The following is a 16273-nucleotide window of genomic DNA, read 5'->3' as shown; positions in this document are numbered from 1 at the left end:
AGGGCTGAGCCCGGCCGTCAACGCGTCGGCGGCGCCGACGACTCCACGCCGGGGTGCGGTCAGGTTGGTCCAGCCGACGACCCGGGCCACGAGTTCGCTGCCCGCGGCCCGCGCGAGCAACTCGGGTGTCTCCTCCGGCACCGTGACCGTCTGGGGGACGAGGACCGTGCCGGTGACCCCGACGGCACGGGCCTCCGGTTCGAGGTCCGCGAGGGTGAAGTCCCGGCGGAGGGGCGCGAGCGCGTCGCCGCTGATCCAGGGCTGGTCACGGACCGACAGGTCCGCCGCTGCCCGCAGAGCGGGCAGGCACGCCTGGGTGTTCAAGGTGCACTGGCACGGCTGACCCCGCCGCTGAACCGGATGCGCGCCTCCGGCGTGCTGCCGGGACGGAGTACGACCCTCCTTCGGAGGTACTCGGCTCGGGCGACCGGCTCACCCATGCGGCGGGCTGCAGCGAAACCCTTGCCACAGCCGGCCCATACGACGGCCAACCTGCGCAGAGGCGTCCGCCGCGGCGGGCTCCGGTGCTCCATCGGGGTGACATGTGCCCCGGCCCAGCCGTCGCGGCAGCCCGGATTTCCATGCTTAATCCAGTTGCGCCGGAATTACCCCGAAGCGGCTTGGCAAGGCGGGCCGCGCCGGCGCAGGAGATCCGATATGCAAGCTGGACGAATATTCGCGGTGGCCCTCGTAACCGGTGCGACCCTCGGCCTTGCGGCTCCGGCGGCTCTCGCCGAGCCCGACCCGGGGGACCACACGTCGAAGCCCACCTCCCGCCCGACCCACCGCCCGACCCACAGCCCGACCGCAAGGCCGACGGTAAGGCCGACGTCGCCGACGGCACGGCCCACCACGCCCAGCAAGGGCACGGAGGGCGGCCTCGGCGGCAGCATCGACCAGACGACCTCCGCGCAGATCGCCGGCGGCACCGCGCTGCTGGTCCTGGCGGGCACCGGCGCCGTGATCACGCTGCGCCGCCGCCGCGCGGACCGATAGTCCGGAACCGCGGCCATCCCGTACGGCTGACGCGGGCGCACCGTCGCACGCGTCAGCCGTACGCACGTCAGCGCACCCTTGCGCACGTCAGCGCACCTTCGGTGCCGCGCTCCCCTCAGTGCCCCTCAGTGCCCCGCAGTGCCCCGCAGTGCCCCTCACCCCGACGGACCGGGGCACTGCGGTTGTGGACGCCTTGATCAGGATCGATTCTGTAGGTACTGAATCCGGGCTGGGTTGATGCCATGAGCACGTGGAACGCGGCGGACGGCGCCGACTTCCTTGGTCCCCTCGATGTGACCAGGGCGGCCACGGCAGTGCTGGACGCCCGGGGCGTGATCATCGGGTGGAGCCCGGCGGCCGAGGAACTGCTCGGCTATCCCGCGCACGAGATCATCGGGCATCGGCTGGACACGCTGCTGGTGGGCCGGCCGACTCCCGAGCCCGAATTCCCCGGTTTCGTCGAGGGCCACACCGGTCCGATGACCCACAGCGAGCCCCGTATCGCACGCCACCGGGACGGCCATGTGCTGCAGGTGGCGACGACCGTGTGCGAGCTGGAGGACGGCGGTACGGGAGCGGCACGCGTCCTGGTCACGGCCGACCTGGAGGGGCTGCGCCGCTGGGAGTCCCACCAGGCGATGTACCAGGGTCTGGCCACCCAGTCGCCGATCGCCCTGGCCATCTACGACCGGGATCTGCGCGTGGCGTGGGCCAACGCCAAGTACGAGGAGGAGATCGGCCTTCCGCTCGAGGGGTTCCTCGGCCTGTACGTGGAGGAGCTGTACCCCGGAGGCGAGTTCCTCTCCGCGAACTACCCGTCCACGCTCCCGGAGGTCATGCGGTACGTGCTCGCGACGGGCGAGCCGGTGGTCGATCTGCACTTCCGCGGCCGCCCGCCCGCGGACCCGGAGAATGACCACTTCTGGTCCTGCTCGTACTACCGGCTGCAGGACGCGCGCGGCCATGTGCTGGGCGTGTGCGAGGACGCGTTCGACATCACCGACCGCTACCGGGCCCAGCAGCGTCTCGAGCTGCTGGTCCGGGCAGGCGGCAGCATCGGCACGACGCTGGACATGGCGCTGATCGCGCGCGAGATCACCGAGGTGGTCGTCCCGCAGTTCGCCGACACGGTGACGGTCGACCTGGTGGAGGACGTGCTGGAGGGCGAGGAGCCGGACTCCGCGCAGGAACTCCCGGGCCCGCTCGTGCGGATGGCGCGGCGCTCGCATCCGCAGGACGCGGCGGAGGGGGCGGAAGCCGAGGGGGCCAAGGGGGCCGAGGGCGCCGAGGGGGCCGGGGCGGTGCGGGAGCCGTATCGCATCGGCTATCCGGCGGCCTCGCCGCAGGACCGCGGCCTCTCCTCGGGCAGGGCCGTCCTGGAGGGCGGCACCCTGGTCGTACCGCTGCGCGCCCGCGGTTCGACGATGGGGCTCGTCACCTTCCTGCGCACCCGCAACCCCGCGCCCTTCGACACCGGGGAGCTGTCGCTGGCCGACGAGCTGGTGGCCCGCACCGCCGTGAGCCTCGACAACGCCCGCCGCTACACCCGCGAGCGCACCGCGGCCCTCACCCTGCAGCGCAACCTGCTCCCGCAGCACCTGCCGCCGCAGTCCGCGGTCGACGTGTCCTACCGCTATCTGCCCACGGACAGCCGGGCGGGCGTCGGCGGCGACTGGTTCGACGTCATCGCCCTCTCGGGGACCAGAGTCGGACTCGTCGTCGGAGACGTCGTGGGCCACGGCCTCAACGCGGCGGCCACCATGGGGCGGCTGCGCACGACCGTACGCGCCCTGGCGCGCCTCGACCTCGCCCCCGACGAGCTGCTCTTCCGCCTGGACGACCTGGTGGGGCAGTCCGCGGAGGAGCGGGCGTCCTCGAAGGCCCCGGGCGGTCTCGGCCCCGAGGACGACGTGGCCACCGGGGTGACCTGCCTGTACGCGGTGTACGACCCGGTGTCCCGGCTGTGCACCATGGCCCGGGCCGGCCACCTGCCCCCGGCGATCGTCGGGCCTGGTGGAGCCCTGTCCTTCCCCGAACTCCCGCCGGGTCCGCCGCTGGGCCTCGGGGGCCTGCCGTTCGAGTCCATGGAGATCGAGCTGCCCGAGGGCAGCCTCATCGCGCTCTTCACGGACGGCCTGGTCGAGTCCCGCCACCGCGACGTCGACGCCGGGCTCGAGACGCTGAGCGGCGTCCTCAGCGAGCCCCGGGACTCGCTGGACGACCTGTGCGACCTGGCGCTCGCCGAGCTGCTGCCGAGCGGCCCGGAAGCCGACGACGCGGCCCTGCTCCTCGTCCGTACCCGGGAGCTTGGCGCGCAGCGGGTCGCGGTCTGGGAGCTGCCTGCGGAGCCCGCGGGCGTGGCGAAGGCCCGTGAGCTGGCGACCAGCAGACTGTGCGCATGGGGCCTGGACGAGCTGGCGTTCACGACCGAGCTGGTCGTCAGCGAGCTGGTGACGAATGCGATCCGGCACGCCGCACCACCCGTACAGCTCCGGCTCATCCGCGACCGCACGCTGCTGTGCGAGGTCTCGGACGGCGGCCACACCTCGCCCCACCTGCGGCACAGCGCCAGTGACGACGAGGGCGGGCGCGGGCTGTTCATCGTCGCCCAGGTGGTGCAGCGGTGGGGGACGCGGTACACGCCGTCCGGGAAGACCATCTGGACGGAACAGGCCTTCCCGGACACGGACGCGCCCCTCCCCCACGCGCTCCGCTGACCGCCTGCCCCGCGGCGACAACCCCCGCGCCGGACGTCGGCGCCGAGAGCCGGATGAGGCCGGTCGCGCGACGTCCGTCAGGCGGACCGGTGCGATTCGATCACCATGACGCTCCTGGCGGATGCCGTCCCCATCGCGGCCAGCGCCGCCGGCGCCTCGTGGAAGCCGATCACCGAGCCGTACGCGGTCAGTTCCGGGTCCGGCACCGTCCTGACCTCGGGCTCCTCGCCGAACTTCTCGAACATCGCGGCACGCATCGGACCGAACGCTCCTTCGCTCGGGCCCCGCAGGCTATCCGCGGTGCGAGACGCGGCTGGACTCCCTGACCACCAGTTCCGGCTGGAGCACGATGCGCTGGTGTTCGTGCTCCTCCGCGCCCCCGCCCGTCTCCTCGATCAGGAGGTCGGCGGCCGCGCGGCCCATGCGGAAGGCGGGCTGGCGCACGGAGGTGAGCGGAACGGCGGCCGCGGCCGCGAACTCGATGTCGTCGTAGCCCACCAGGGCCACGTCCTCCGGAATGCGCACCCCGGCCCCGTACAGCGTCTGCAGCACGCCGAGGGCGAGCAGGTCGTTCGCGCAGAAGACGGCCGTCGGGCGCGGGGACAGGGCGAGCAGCCGCGCCCCCGCATCCCGGCCCGCGGGCACATCCAGCCGCTCCACCTCGATGTGCCGGAGCGCGCTGTCCGGCAGCCCCGCCTCCGCCAGCGCGTTCAGCGCACCCGTCCGGCGGTCCTGGTACTGCGCCAGGTGCATGGGCCCGCTGATGTACGTGATACCGCGGTGGCCGTATTCGAGGAGGTGGCGTACGGCGAGCGTGCCGCCGGTGACGTCGTCGACCGACACCGAGCACGCCTCGGCGCGGGGCACGTCGCGGTCGACGTAGACGAGCGGGATGCCGTGCCGCCGGAAGTTCTCCAGGCTGCGGCCCGTGGGGTCCGCGGGCGTGATCAGCACGCCGCGCACCCGGTGCTCGGCGAAGAGCGAGAGGTAGTCGGCCTCTTCGGTCGGGCTCTGCGCGCTGTTGCACAGCATCACACCGAGACCGGTCGCGCGCGCCGCGCGCTCGGCTCCGGAGGCCACCTCCGCGAAGAACGGGTTCGCCATGTCGAGGACCAGCAGCGCGATGATCCGGCTCCGGCCCGCCCGCAGCTGCCGCGCCGACTCGCTGCGCACGTACCCGAGCCGGTCGATCACGGCGAGCACCCGCTCGCGGGTCTCCTCCGCGACCATCTCGGGCCGGTTGATGACATTCGAGACCGTGCCGACCGACACCTTCGCCTGCCGTGCGACGTCCTTGATGCCCACCATGCGTGCTGCCACGACCCCCGACCGTCCGCCTTCCCGCGCTCCCCGCGGCCCGTCCCTCACGGCCGCGGCATCATGCTACGCAGGAGCGCGCCCGCGCACCCCGGCTCAGCCGGGTTCGCCGGACGAGCTGCGCTCCCTGCTGTGCAACGCCCGGACCCTGCGGCACGATGAGCCCATGGGTGATCACGTGCCACGGCAGCGGGCGGAGGCCCGGATTGCGGACGGCCCCGAGGAGCGGGAGGAGCAGCCGTGCGGGTAGCGCTCTTCGTCACCTGCGTCAACGACACGCTCTATCCGCGCACCGGGCAGGCGGTCGTGACGCTGCTGGAACGGCTCGGCGTGCGGGTGGACTTCCCCGCTGCCCAGACCTGCTGCGGGCAGCCCCAGTTCAACACGGGCTACCGCCACGAGACCGAGCCGCTGGTGCGCCGCTACGCCGCCGCCTTCCGCGACTACGACTACGTGGTCACCCCGTCCGGCTCGTGCGCGGCGATGGTGCGGGACGGCTACCCGCGGATCGGCGCCAGGGCGGCCGCGGAGGGGCGGGGCGGCGAACTGGCCGCGGCCGCGGCGAGCGCGGTCCCGAAGACGTACGAGCTGACGGAGTTCCTCGTCGATGTACTGAAAGTGACGGACGTCGGGGCGTACTACCCGCACACCGTCACGTATCACCCCACCTGCCACGGGCTGCGGCTGCTGGGGCTCGGCGACCGGCCGCGGCGGCTGCTCGAGCACGTCAAGGGGCTTGAGCTGCGCGAGCTGCCGGACGCCGAGGAGTGCTGCGGATTCGGCGGCACCTTCGCGGTCAAGAACGCCGCCGTGTCCGCCGCGATGGGCGCGGACAAGGCGCGCAACATCGCCGCCACCGGGGCCGAGGCCGTGTGTGCGGTCGACAACTCCTGCCAGATGCACATCGGCGGCACGCTCGCCCGCCTCGGCTCCCCGGTGCGCCCCGTCCACATCGCCGAGATCCTCGCGAGCACGGAAGGGGATGAGCGATGAGCGGCACGTTCCTGGGCATGCCCGCCTTCCCGCAAGCCGCGGCCGAGTCCACGCGGAACGTCACGCTGCGCGCCAATCTGCGCCACGCCACCCAGACCATCCGCGCCAAGCGGGCGGAGGCGGTCGACGAGCTGGAGGACTGGGCGCAGCTGCGCGCCGCGGGGGCCGCGATCAAGGATCGTACGCTGCGCCATCTCGACCACTACCTGGAGCAGGTGGAGGAGGCGGTGACAGCGGCCGGGGGCCAGGTCCACTGGGCGGTGGACGCGGCCGAGGCCAACCGGATCGTCACCGGGCTCGTACGGGCCACCGGCGAGACGGAGGTCGTGAAGGTCAAGTCGATGGCGACCCAGGAGATCGGCCTCAACGGAGCACTCGCCGAAGCCGGGATCACGGCCAGCGAGACCGATCTCGCCGAGCTCATCGTGCAGCTCGGCGACGACCTGCCCTCGCACATCCTGGTCCCCGCGATCCACCGCAACCGCTCCGAGATCCGCGACATCTTCCGGGAGAAGATGGCGCATTGGGGCCGCCCCGCGCCCGACGGCCTGACGGACGCACCCGCGGATCTCGCGGAGGCGGCCCGGCTGCACCTGCGGGAGAAGTTCCTGCGCGCCAGGGTCGCGGTCTCCGGCGCGAACTTCATCGTGGCCGAGACCGGCACCCTGGTCGTCGTGGAGTCCGAGGGCAACGGCCGGATGTGCCTGACCCTCCCCGAGACCCTCATCTCGGTCGTCGGCATCGAGAAGGTGGTGCCCACATGGCGGGACCTCGAGGTCTACCTGCAGCTCCTGCCCCGCTCCTCGACGGCCGAGCGGATGAACCCGTACACCTCGATGTGGACCGGGACTTCGGACGGCGACGGGCCGCGGACCTTCCATCTCGTGCTGCTCGACAACGGCCGCACCGACGCCCTGGCCGACACGGTGGGGCGGCAGGCGCTGCGCTGCATCCGCTGCTCGGCGTGCCTGAACGTGTGCCCGGTGTACGAGCGAGCGGGCGGGCACGCGTACGGGTCCCCGTACCCGGGTCCGATCGGCGCCATTCTGACGCCCCAACTGCGCGGTACGGGCAGTGAGCTGGACGCGTCGCTGCCGTACGCGTCGTCGCTGTGCGGGGCCTGTTACGAGGTCTGCCCGGTCGCCATCGACATCCCCGAGGTGCTGGTGCACCTGCGGGAACGGGTCGTCGAGGGCGGCGAGGTGACGCGGCGCGGCACCAAGGTCACCCTCAAGCCCGCGAAGGGGCACGCGGCCGAGCGGGCGGCGATGCGCGCGGCCCGCTGGACGCTGGACCACCCCGGCGCGCTCCGTGCCGGTCAGCGCGTCGCGTCGCGCACGCGCAGGCTGCACCCGAAGCGCCTGCCGGGCCCGGGCCGGGCGTGGTCCGACACCAGGGAACTGCCGGAGATGCCCGCCGAGTCGTTCCGCGACTGGTGGCGGCGCACCCGGGGCGAGGGGAGCGCGAAGTGAGCAGCAGGGAGCGCGTGCTGGCGCGGGTACGCCGGGCGCTGGCGGACGTCCCGGAGGGCGAGCGACCTGAGGACTTTCCGGTCGCCCGCGACTATCTCCGGGTCCACGGCGAGCGGACCCCGGCCGGGACCGCGGACCTGCTCGCCGAGAACCTGGCGGACTACCGGGCCGTCGTGCACCGCTGCTCCGGCGCGGAGCTGCCGGGCCTGATCGCCCGGCTGCTCGCGGGCCGGGCCCGTACGGCTCTGGTGCCGGGCGGGCTGCCGGAGGAATGGCTCGCGGCAGCCGAGGCCGAGGGCATCGAACTCGTAGCGGACGCTGCGGAGTCGACGGCCGGTGAACTCGCCGCGGTCGACAGCGTCGTCACCGGCTGCGCGGTCGCCATCGCCGAAACGGGCACGGTCGTCCTCGACGGCGGTCCCGGCCAGGGCCGCCGTCGGATCACGCTGGTGCCCGACCACCACATCTGCGTGGTCCGCGTCCCCGAACAGCTCGTGGACTCCGTACCCCAGGCCCTGGAACGGCTCGACCCGGTCCGCCCGCTGACCTGGATCAGCGGCCCGTCGGCGACGAGCGACATCGAACTCGACCGCGTGGAAGGCGTCCACGGCCCGCGCACGCTCGAGGTGATCCTGCTGGAGGGCTGATCTCGGCGCGTGCTCCATCGCGCGGCGCCGAGGCGACCAACCAACGGCAGCCGACCCGCTCCGGGAAACAGCCCCCGAGGAACAGCCGCCACAGGGGGCCTCTTCTCCCCCAACTGCTCGCGCTGGGTGAAGCGGTGGGGGGTGCTTGCGTCCTCATGTCGCGTCTGTTTTGCGCCCTCTTGCGCCGCTGCGGCGGGGGGCTGCTTCTGCTCAAATGTAATTGAGGCTGGAACCGTTGAACCGATATGCGCATCCCGGGCCGGAGGGCCCGGGCACATTCGCCAGATGCTCTACCACGTCGTTGAGGAGCTCTGTCATGTCGGCCACCGCGATTGTCCCGTATGAGCCCGGGGTGCTGCCCGTGACCGTGCACTCGGCCTGCCTGGAACGCGGTCCTTCCCGCTTCTTCGAAAACGCACGGCACCCACGCGGGCCGCTCTCAACAACGAGCTAGGTCACACGGCGCCCGGGTTCCCGTGCGTCTCTTCCCGGAACGTCAGCTTGCCACCATCCGTCGCGGGCGCCTGAGCACCTGCCTGACAACCCTTCTCGAGAGGCCCGACCGTGAGCAGTGGAAGGATATCCGTTTTCTCGGAAGAGGGCCTGTGGGAGGTGATGTCACCTGTTTGTCATGAGGGAGAGAATGAGCATGAGTGATGTGGCGTTCGATACGCAGGACCCGATGCTCGTTGGTCTGCGCACCTGTCTGGCCCGGCTGGTCGATGCCCAGGGCCGGGTGCACTGCCGGTGCCGAAGCCGGGTGCTGGAGTCGTCGTTGGCGCTGCGTTTACTGGAGGCCGAGGGCGGGTGGGCGGAGCAAGCGGCCCGTCTCCGGGCGTATCTGGGAACAGCCGCCGTGCGGGCGGACGCCACGGAGCTGGACCGCGTGCTGGGACTCGCGGCGCTCGGCAGAGGATCGGCAGATACCTGCGCGGCGGATGTGCTGACCGGGTTCGAGCACCATTCGGCCCACCGCAAGCGGGTGCTGCTGGACACCATCCTCTACCTGGTAGGTGCGATGAAGGCGCTCCCACAGCGTGAGGAGTCCGCGTTCGCTCTGCGGGGGCTGCACCGGTGGAAACAACCGGAGATGGTGGCGTGCCGGGTTGTGCACGCCCACGAGGGAGAGCGGTGGGAGGCAGTCGAGGAGTCCGATCTGGCCCTCCTGCGCAAGGTGGTGTCCGGCGGCAGCATCTACGAGGGGAACAACCTGACTCACCTGCTGTGCTTATCGGCCTTACAGCTCCTGCCGGGACACGGCCCTCTGATGGATGCCGGGGTGGCACGGCTGCTCGCGACGCTGACCGAGGACGGAGGGTTGTCCCTTGCCGTGGACATGGACACCTGGACCACATCGGTAGTGGGCCTGGCCCTGGCCGAGGCAGGGGCCAGACGGGAGCTGACGGACCGAATATGCGCCTGGCTCGGGCGTCGTCAGCTGTGCGACGGCAGCTGGAGCTTCACTGACGGTGTGAGCCAGACCGACGTCGACACCGCCTACACAGGTCTCGGTCTCTTGCATCGCCAGGACCCGATGCGGTACGCGCCTTCCTTGGATCGCGGCCATGACTACTTGGAACGCATGCAGAACGCGGACGGCGGCTGGCCGGTATACCGGCACGGCAATCCTTCGGAGGCGGCGATGACCGGGGGTGCGCTCACGGTCCTGACAACGAGGGCGGCGCGGCACGGCAACCGGCTCGCGGCCGGCGCGGCGTGGCTGGTGAGCGCGCAGAAACCGGACGGCACATTCGAACGTGGCTGGAGCCTGGCAGAAGGAAACGCGATCGTCCGGGCTGTCGACGGTCTGAACGACGCAGTGGAACACGCGACCCTGCCTCGTACGCTCGCTCAGGCGGCGCGGCGGGCGGTGGGCCGTTCCATCGCCTACCTGACCGCGAGCCAGAACCCCGACGGAGGCTGGGGACACCGGACCGGCTCACCCAGCGACCCGGCCAGCACCGGCTTCGCCCTGGCCGCCCTCAGCCGTGCGGCCGACCGCAAGGCAGTGCCCTCCGCGCTTGCGTACCTGCGCGGCGTCCAGCGTCCAGACGGTGGTTTCGACTGTCTCGCGGACACCGCAGCGCCGCGCCCTCTCGTCGTCGATATCCCCGCGCTCGGGCTCGCTTATGTCCTGCGCGGGCTGGCCAGGTCAGCGTCAGCCGCCGGTCGCTAGAGGAGGAGAGATCGCCATGGCCGACCCGCACCTCGCCCCCTACCGGCCGCTCATGCTCAGCGAACGGCAATGGATTCTGACTACGCAGGCGTTTGCCTGGTCGATGTACCACTGTGCGTGCACACGCGGTCCCGCATGGCACGCTCAGAAGGCGTTTCTTGCCGCAGCCTTCGAGGTCCACTGCGCCCCACCGGACAGCCACCTGCCCACGCGACTTCAGTGCGCGAAGTACGCCGTCCTTTTCATGCTCCTCGACGACTGCCCTCCGCCTGAACGGCACCACTTCACCGACCAGCTCCGGAGGCGGCGCACCCCTACCGACCACGAATTGGGCAGCCACTACCATTCGCTGCTGCAAGAACTGCGCTCCACCGGTCTACCGACCGCGGAGTTCGAGACCCGGGTCGAAGACCTCTGCGCAGGCATGCGAGAGGAGGATCAGATCGCCCCGGAGACCCTGACCTGGGAGGAGTTCCACGCGCTGAGGCTGCGTACCATAGCTGTCCTCCCGTACATCAGCTGCCTGCGGATCGCACACCGTCTGACCTTTGCCCTTGAGGCTCAAGAAGCCCTGCGCTCCTCCGGTATTGCCGAGCTGGCAGCCGAACTCACCTACCTGGCGAACGACTTGGCATCCATCGTGCGCGAGAGGCACCCACCCGGCGTAGGCGGACATCCAGCCGAACCGAATTTCACCCTGCTTCTTATGCACCGGTCCCACGATCAAGAAGCTGCGGTCCGGGCTACCGCTGACTTATACAACCAGAAGGCTGACGAGTTCTGGCACCGGGGGTATTTGATCGCCGAAGCCGCGCGAGCGCTCAGTGAGCCCAATATGATCCGGTACGTGGAGCTTGTGCGCCACATGGTGAACGGGAATGTGTATGGCAACAGCTATCTCGCCCCGCACCACTACCCGGGAGCGCCGACGCGCATGAGGCTGCTCGACGACATCCCATCGCTCCAAGCCTGACGGCGCGCCACCGCTGATCAATGTCTCAGCAGCACGCGGAGATCGGCTCTGCTCAGTGACGCGCGGGGCGAGGCTGAGTCCTGAACGGCCAGGGAAGTCCTCGCCCCCGTGCGTACGCCGACCCGACGACCTGGTGGACCTCGAAGATGGGCTACCGCCGACGCAGCCACCTCTTCAAGGACTTCCACCAGGACGGCCGGGCCCCGGATTCGCTGACCGGCGCCGTAGACGCGGAAGCCGTCGACATGTCCTGGGGCACTGAGCCCTCGGCCGCCGGACGGGGCGAAGGCCGTTGTGAGGGTCCGGCCGAGGTGAGGGGCTCAGGCCGTCGCGGCTCGAATTTCACAGGCAGGGCCCGCAGGTACCGGATCCAGGTAGTGGTACGCCAGCTCAGTTTGCTCTCGGGAACGGCAAGCTGAAGATCGGGCAGCCGCATGAGCAAGGTGTCAACGGCGGTGTCGGCAATGGCTCGCGCGATTTCCCGGCCCGGACACTCGTGCGGGCCACCGCCGAACGAGAGGTGGGAACCATTCCCGTGCATGGGGACCTCGAGATCGGGACGGATCTCCGAGTCGACGTTGCCGGCAGCCAGGCCGGGCAAGAGCATGTCCCCGGCCTTGATGGACTGGCCAGCGAGCTCCGTGTCACCGGTGGCCCACCGGGCTGGAAGCACAATCGTCGGGGGCTTGTCCCACAGAACCTGCTCGACGGCGTCGGGAAGGGTCATGTAACCGCCGGCCAGGGATGCACGGAAGCGCGGATCCGTCAGCACCATGCGCAGAGTGCTCGCCATCAGGCTCGTGGTGTTCTCATTCGCCGCGATGAGGACGAGCCACAAGTGGTTGAGGATCTCGTCATCGCTGAGCCCGGCGTCGTGGCTGATCAGCCACGACGCGAGGTCGGCACCAGGCGCGGCGCGCTTGTGAGCCACGAGTTCTCCGAGCACGTCTCTGATGTACTCATTGCTGGCGATGGCCTTCTCCGACCCCTTCACGAGCTCCGTGGTGGCCTCCACCATGCGCGGAGCGGCCTCCTCGGGCATCCCGAAGAGCTGGGTCAGAACGAACATGGGCAGTTGCTCTGCGTACTGGGCCAGCAGCTCGGCATGCCCGTCGGCGGCGAAGTCGTCGATCAGCTGGTTGGCGAAGCGGGTGACGTAGCGCCGGATCCCGCGCCGGTCGAAGCGCCCCAGGCTCTCGATGATCGCGTCGCGCAGTCTCCGGTGCTCCTCCCCGTCGGCGGACAGGCAGTCGGGCCGCCAGCCGATCACCGGCAGGATCGGAGAGTCGGGAGGGACCTTGCCCTCCTTCAGCTGGTGCCAGAGACGGGAGTCGTGGGAGAACCGGCCGGGTGTCCGCAGGACATCCAGGTTCTCGCGGTAGCCGAGCACCAACCACGCCGGCAGATCCCCGGTCAGCAGGACGGGCGCCACCGCACCGTGCTTGGCGCGCAGCTCCTCGAACACACGCATCGGGTCGGCTTCGTACTCGGGCCCGAACAGCCGCACCAGCCCGCCGGAACCCATGTGGACGTGGGCTGGACACTCCGGGGGCGGCGCAGTGGCGGACTCGGTGCGGGTCTGATCAGAGGAAGAGGCAGTCACTGTGACTCCGGAGTCGCGGTAGTGAGGGTGTACAGGTAGCGCATGAGCGTCAGCAGGGCATCGCGGCAGGACCCACGGTCGCGGGCATCGCAGTTGACCATGGGGACGTAGTCGGGGAGGTCCATGGCCGCGCGAAGTTCGGCCACGGAATGCACCGGTGCGTCGGGGAAGGCGTTGATGGCGACCACGAAGGGCACGCCCCGGTCCTCCAGGCGGCCGATCACATCGAAACTGACCTCCAGCCGCCGGGTGTCGACCAGGACCACCGCGCCCAGCGCGCCTTCGAACAGCCCGTTCCACAGGAACCAGAAGCGCTCCTGGCCGGGCGTGCCGAACAGGTAGAGCACCAGCTGCTCGTTCAGGCTGATCCGGCCGAAGTCCATGGCCACGGTGGTCGCGGTCTTTCGCTCCACCCCGGCGATGTCGTCGACGCCGACACCGGCCTGGGTCATGGTCTCCTCGGTGGTCAGCGGGCGGATCTCACTCACAGAGCCGACCAGCGTGGTCTTTCCGACTCCGAATCCGCCGACGATCACCACCTTGACCGCTGAAGCGGCCGAGGCGGGAAGAGCGTCCTCGCTCCGGGGCCCCACAAAGGCCTCAGAGGTTGTGCAGTCCATGCATCACCGCCTCTAGAAGTTCTACGTCGGGTAACGCGGCAGCCGGGATCGGTGCGCGTGCCTCTATGTGGCCGTCGGCGAGGAGATCCGCAAGGAGCACCGTGACCGTGCTGACGGGCAGGTGGATATATGCGGAGATCTCGGCGACGGACAGCGGGTAGTCGCACATGCGAATGATCGCTGCGTGCTCGGGCTGCATGCCGGCCCCGGGCGCGCTCCGGGTCACGATCAGCGTGACCAGGTCGATGGGGGTCCGCTGGGCAGGGCGGCTACGGCCGGACGTGACGACGTAGAGCCGCTCCGGTCCGCCCTCCTCCCAGTCCTGTTGGCGTGCCTGTTCCGGTCCTCCACTCGTCTCTTCGGGGCCGTCGCTCACGTGACCTGCCCGTCGGCCCGCGGTGGGCTGGTGAGGTGCTCGCCGATCCGGGCGACCAGGTCCCGCATGCGCTGACCCATGAGTCCGGCGTCCACCCCTTCGTCGGCGAGCACCGCGAGATACGCCCCGGCGCCGGCCGCCATCAGGTAGAAGAAGCCGCCGCCGACTTCGATGACCACGAGCCGCATGTACCCGTCGCCGTCCGGGAATTCGGCCGCGACAGCCGCCGACAGGCTCTGCAGTCCGGCACAGGCCGCGGCCAGGCGATCGGCGGTATCGATATCCGTGCCGTACTGGGCCATGCACAGGCCGTCCGAGGACAGCACCACGACGTGGCGGGTCTGCGGAACACCGGACGCCAGATCCTTGAGCATCCAGTCCATGTTGAGCCGCTGCTGTGTCACTGACTTACTCTTCCTTGTCCAAGGACTCATCGCTGTCCGGCCGGTCGGCGCCGTCCGGCGATGGTGTCTCTCCGGAAACACCGCTCTGGAAGGCGGCCAGCCACACCCCGGGCTGTACGGGCGGATCGGCGGGTGCCTGCTGCGGCTTGGGAACCGTGGCGGAGGCCGCGGGCGCGGAACTCGCTCGCGGGGCGGCGGCCGGGGTGCGGCGACGGCGCTGGGGCAGGCCGTTGGCGTTCCGCGGCGGCGCGAGTGCCGACTCCTCGACGGCGGCTTCGGCCGGCTGCGCCGGAAGCGGCCTGACCCTGGGCCTGGGCGGCGGCAGGGTGGCGGCTCGGGCAACCTGCCCGCCGGGCGACGGAGTTGCGGCCGTCAGTTCCTGAGGGACAATCAGGACGGCCCGTACGCCGCCGTACGCGGACGGGCGCAGGGAGACCGTGAAGCGGTTGGTCTGGGAGAGCCTGCCGACGACGGCCAGGCCGAGCCGCGGTGTCTCGCCGAGGTCGTCGAGGTCCAGGCCTGCCGAGGCCTGCTCCAGCACCCGCTCGGCGCGGCTGCGGGCCTCCTCGGTGAGGCCGACCCCGGCGTCCTCGATCTCGACGGCCACACCGGACTGGACCTCGATCGCGGTCAGATGGACGCGCGTTTGCGGGGGCGAATAGCGCGTGGCGTTGTCCAGGAGTTCGGCCAGCGCATGGATCAGCGGCTCGACCGCGGGCCCCACGATCGCGACCTCGGCCACCGAGTGCAGATCGACTCGCCGGTAGTCGAGGATGCGGGACATGGCGCCGCGGAGCACATTGAACAGCGGCACCTTCTGCTGCCACTGGCGGCCGGGCCGGGCTCCGCCGAGTACGGCGATGCTGTCCGCAAGGCGCCCGATGAGCGCTGTGCCGTGGTCAAGGTGCAGCAGGTCGCCGAAGACGTCCGGGTCCTTGCCGTGCTTCTCCTCCATCTCCCGCAGGTCCTGCGCCTGCTGGTGGACGATGGCCTGCACGCGTCGCGCGATGTTGACGAAGGCCCGCTGCGCGGAGTCCCGGAGGCCCTCCTCCGCCTCCACCGCTTCGACCACGGACCGCAGCAGCGCCTGGTGGGCGGCCTCGAACTCCGGGTTGAGCCTGGACTCGAGGACGATGTCCTGCAGCACCTCTTCGCCCAGCGCGCCCGTCTGGAGCCGCGCCATCGCGGCGGGCAGCAGCTCCTTGGCGAGCCGGACCGTCTCGGCCTCCTGGTCGGCCAGGCGCCGGTGCAGAAACGCCTCCTGCTCGGCGGACCGCTGTCGCAGCCGGGCGATCGTACGTCCCCGGCGCACCGCCTCCAGGGCCGCGACGGCCACGGCCACGGTCGCCGCCACACCGCACCAGACGACCGGCGCGCGGGCTCCGGGAGGGGCGAGCGAGACGGCTACCGCAGCGCATACGGCCACCAGGATGGGAGGCAGTAACCACATAGGGGTCGAGGCGGGCCCCCAGTCATCGGGTGACGAGCCAGCACGGACCATCGGCATCCTCAACAAAGCTCATGGAAGGAAAGGTGAAGGAACGAGGAAACACGTGGGGGAGGTTGGGCACCGGCGAGCGGGCTACCTGAACAAGCGCGACGAGCAATCGTCACGCTCACCGGCACTTGGCCGCGGCGCGCTCACGATGGTGATCCCTGCACGAAGAAGCCGGTCCCAGGACGCCCGAACCCTCATGCGGTCAGCGGCGCGCAGCAGTCGGCACGACAGCTTGTAGTCGCCACAACGCGCTGCGCAACAGGGAGCATAGCCGCTCGGGGGCCGCTTGGCGGCTCCGGCTGCATATACCACAGGAATGTACGCACGTACGAAAAACATAAGCGGAGGTTCGCCTCAACTCCCTTATTTCGCCGGGGACTTGGCGCAATGCGGCGTCGTACCACTTACCGGGCGCGCCCCGGATGGGGGCCCCGGACGAAGCCTCGTACAGAACGCGAAGCGGCCTGCGGCGGGCGGCATT

At 70.7% G+C, this 16273-nt stretch carries 14 protein-coding genes and 1 pseudogene; 7 read left to right on the top strand and 8 right to left on the bottom strand.

All coding sequences use genetic code 11. From position 1 onward, the window contains the following. Positions 1-42: 42 nt before the first annotated feature. Positions 43-324, bottom strand: a pseudogene (locus tag ACTWP8_RS18615) (hypothetical protein); the annotation flags it as partial. A 333-nt stretch (positions 325-657) separates the two neighbouring features. Here ACTWP8_RS18615 and ACTWP8_RS18610 point away from each other — a divergent pair. Beyond that, positions 658-996 carry a hypothetical protein gene (locus tag ACTWP8_RS18610; RefSeq protein WP_443323262.1) on the top strand — a complete coding sequence of 113 codons (339 nt, stop codon included), beginning with the start codon at positions 658-660 and terminating at the stop codon, positions 994-996. Positions 997-1238: 242 nt separating this feature from the next. After that, positions 1239-3713 carry a SpoIIE family protein phosphatase gene (locus ACTWP8_RS18605; RefSeq protein WP_443323261.1) on the top strand — a complete coding sequence of 825 codons (2475 nt, stop codon included), beginning with the start codon at positions 1239-1241 and terminating at the stop codon, positions 3711-3713. A gap of 77 nt (positions 3714-3790) precedes the next feature. On the opposite strand, the gene ACTWP8_RS18600 is transcribed toward ACTWP8_RS18605, so the two are convergent. Further along, positions 3791-3970, bottom strand: a complete 180-nt coding sequence (locus ACTWP8_RS18600) for a hypothetical protein (protein WP_443323260.1) — start codon at positions 3968-3970, stop codon at positions 3791-3793. Positions 3971-4004: 34 nt separating this feature from the next. Then, positions 4005-5021, bottom strand: a complete 1017-nt coding sequence (locus tag ACTWP8_RS18595) for a LacI family DNA-binding transcriptional regulator (RefSeq protein ID WP_443323411.1) — start codon at positions 5019-5021, stop codon at positions 4005-4007. A 249-nt stretch (positions 5022-5270) separates the two neighbouring features. Between ACTWP8_RS18595 and ACTWP8_RS18590 the strand changes: the two genes are divergently transcribed. From ACTWP8_RS18590 to ACTWP8_RS18570, 5 genes are all read left to right on the top strand, one after another. Continuing rightward, positions 5271-6023, top strand: a complete 753-nt coding sequence (locus tag ACTWP8_RS18590; protein ID WP_443323259.1) for a (Fe-S)-binding protein — start codon at positions 5271-5273, stop codon at positions 6021-6023. After that, positions 6020-7495: a lactate utilization protein B gene (locus tag ACTWP8_RS18585; protein WP_443323258.1), complete on the top strand. Its 1476-nt coding sequence runs from the start codon at positions 6020-6022 to the stop codon at positions 7493-7495. Before ACTWP8_RS18590 ends, ACTWP8_RS18585 begins: the two co-directional genes overlap by 4 nt. Continuing rightward, the gene (locus tag ACTWP8_RS18580) at positions 7492-8142 is read left to right on the top strand and encodes a LutC/YkgG family protein (RefSeq protein WP_443323257.1); all 651 of its coding nucleotides are present in this window, start codon (positions 7492-7494) and stop codon (positions 8140-8142) included. Before ACTWP8_RS18585 ends, ACTWP8_RS18580 begins: the two co-directional genes overlap by 4 nt. A gap of 649 nt (positions 8143-8791) precedes the next feature. Beyond that, complete coding sequence (locus tag ACTWP8_RS18575; protein WP_443323256.1) at positions 8792-10318, top strand: prenyltransferase/squalene oxidase repeat-containing protein; 1527 nt, start codon at positions 8792-8794, stop codon at positions 10316-10318. 16 nt (positions 10319-10334) lie between these two features. Beyond that, positions 10335-11291: a terpene synthase family protein gene (locus ACTWP8_RS18570; RefSeq protein WP_443323255.1), complete on the top strand. Its 957-nt coding sequence runs from the start codon at positions 10335-10337 to the stop codon at positions 11289-11291. 151 nt (positions 11292-11442) lie between these two features. Here the strand turns inward: ACTWP8_RS18570 and ACTWP8_RS18565 are convergent, their stop codons facing one another. From ACTWP8_RS18565 to ACTWP8_RS18545, 5 genes are all read right to left on the bottom strand, one after another. After that, positions 11443-12816, bottom strand: a complete 1374-nt coding sequence (locus ACTWP8_RS18565; protein WP_443323254.1) for a cytochrome P450 — start codon at positions 12814-12816, stop codon at positions 11443-11445. Positions 12817-12890: 74 nt separating this feature from the next. Beyond that, complete coding sequence (locus ACTWP8_RS18560; protein ID WP_443323253.1) at positions 12891-13514, bottom strand: GTP-binding protein; 624 nt, start codon at positions 13512-13514, stop codon at positions 12891-12893. Then, positions 13495-13890 carry a DUF742 domain-containing protein gene (locus ACTWP8_RS18555; protein ID WP_443323252.1) on the bottom strand — a complete coding sequence of 132 codons (396 nt, stop codon included), beginning with the start codon at positions 13888-13890 and terminating at the stop codon, positions 13495-13497. Before ACTWP8_RS18555 ends, ACTWP8_RS18560 begins: the two co-directional genes overlap by 20 nt. Further along, positions 13887-14294, bottom strand: a complete 408-nt coding sequence (locus ACTWP8_RS18550) for a roadblock/LC7 domain-containing protein (RefSeq protein ID WP_443323251.1) — start codon at positions 14292-14294, stop codon at positions 13887-13889. The genes ACTWP8_RS18555 and ACTWP8_RS18550 overlap by 4 nt, the downstream gene beginning before the upstream one ends. A 4-nt stretch (positions 14295-14298) precedes the next feature. Further along, entirely contained in the window at positions 14299-15795 is a 1497-nt protein-coding gene (locus ACTWP8_RS18545; protein ID WP_443323250.1) for a sensor histidine kinase, read from the bottom strand. Positions 15796-16273: the final 478 nt, after the last annotated feature.

The organism is Streptomyces sp. 7N604 (genome assembly GCF_052245475.1).
GTDB lineage: Bacteria > Actinomycetota > Actinomycetes > Streptomycetales > Streptomycetaceae > Streptomyces.
This window is presented reverse-complemented; position numbering and strand designations above follow the sequence as displayed.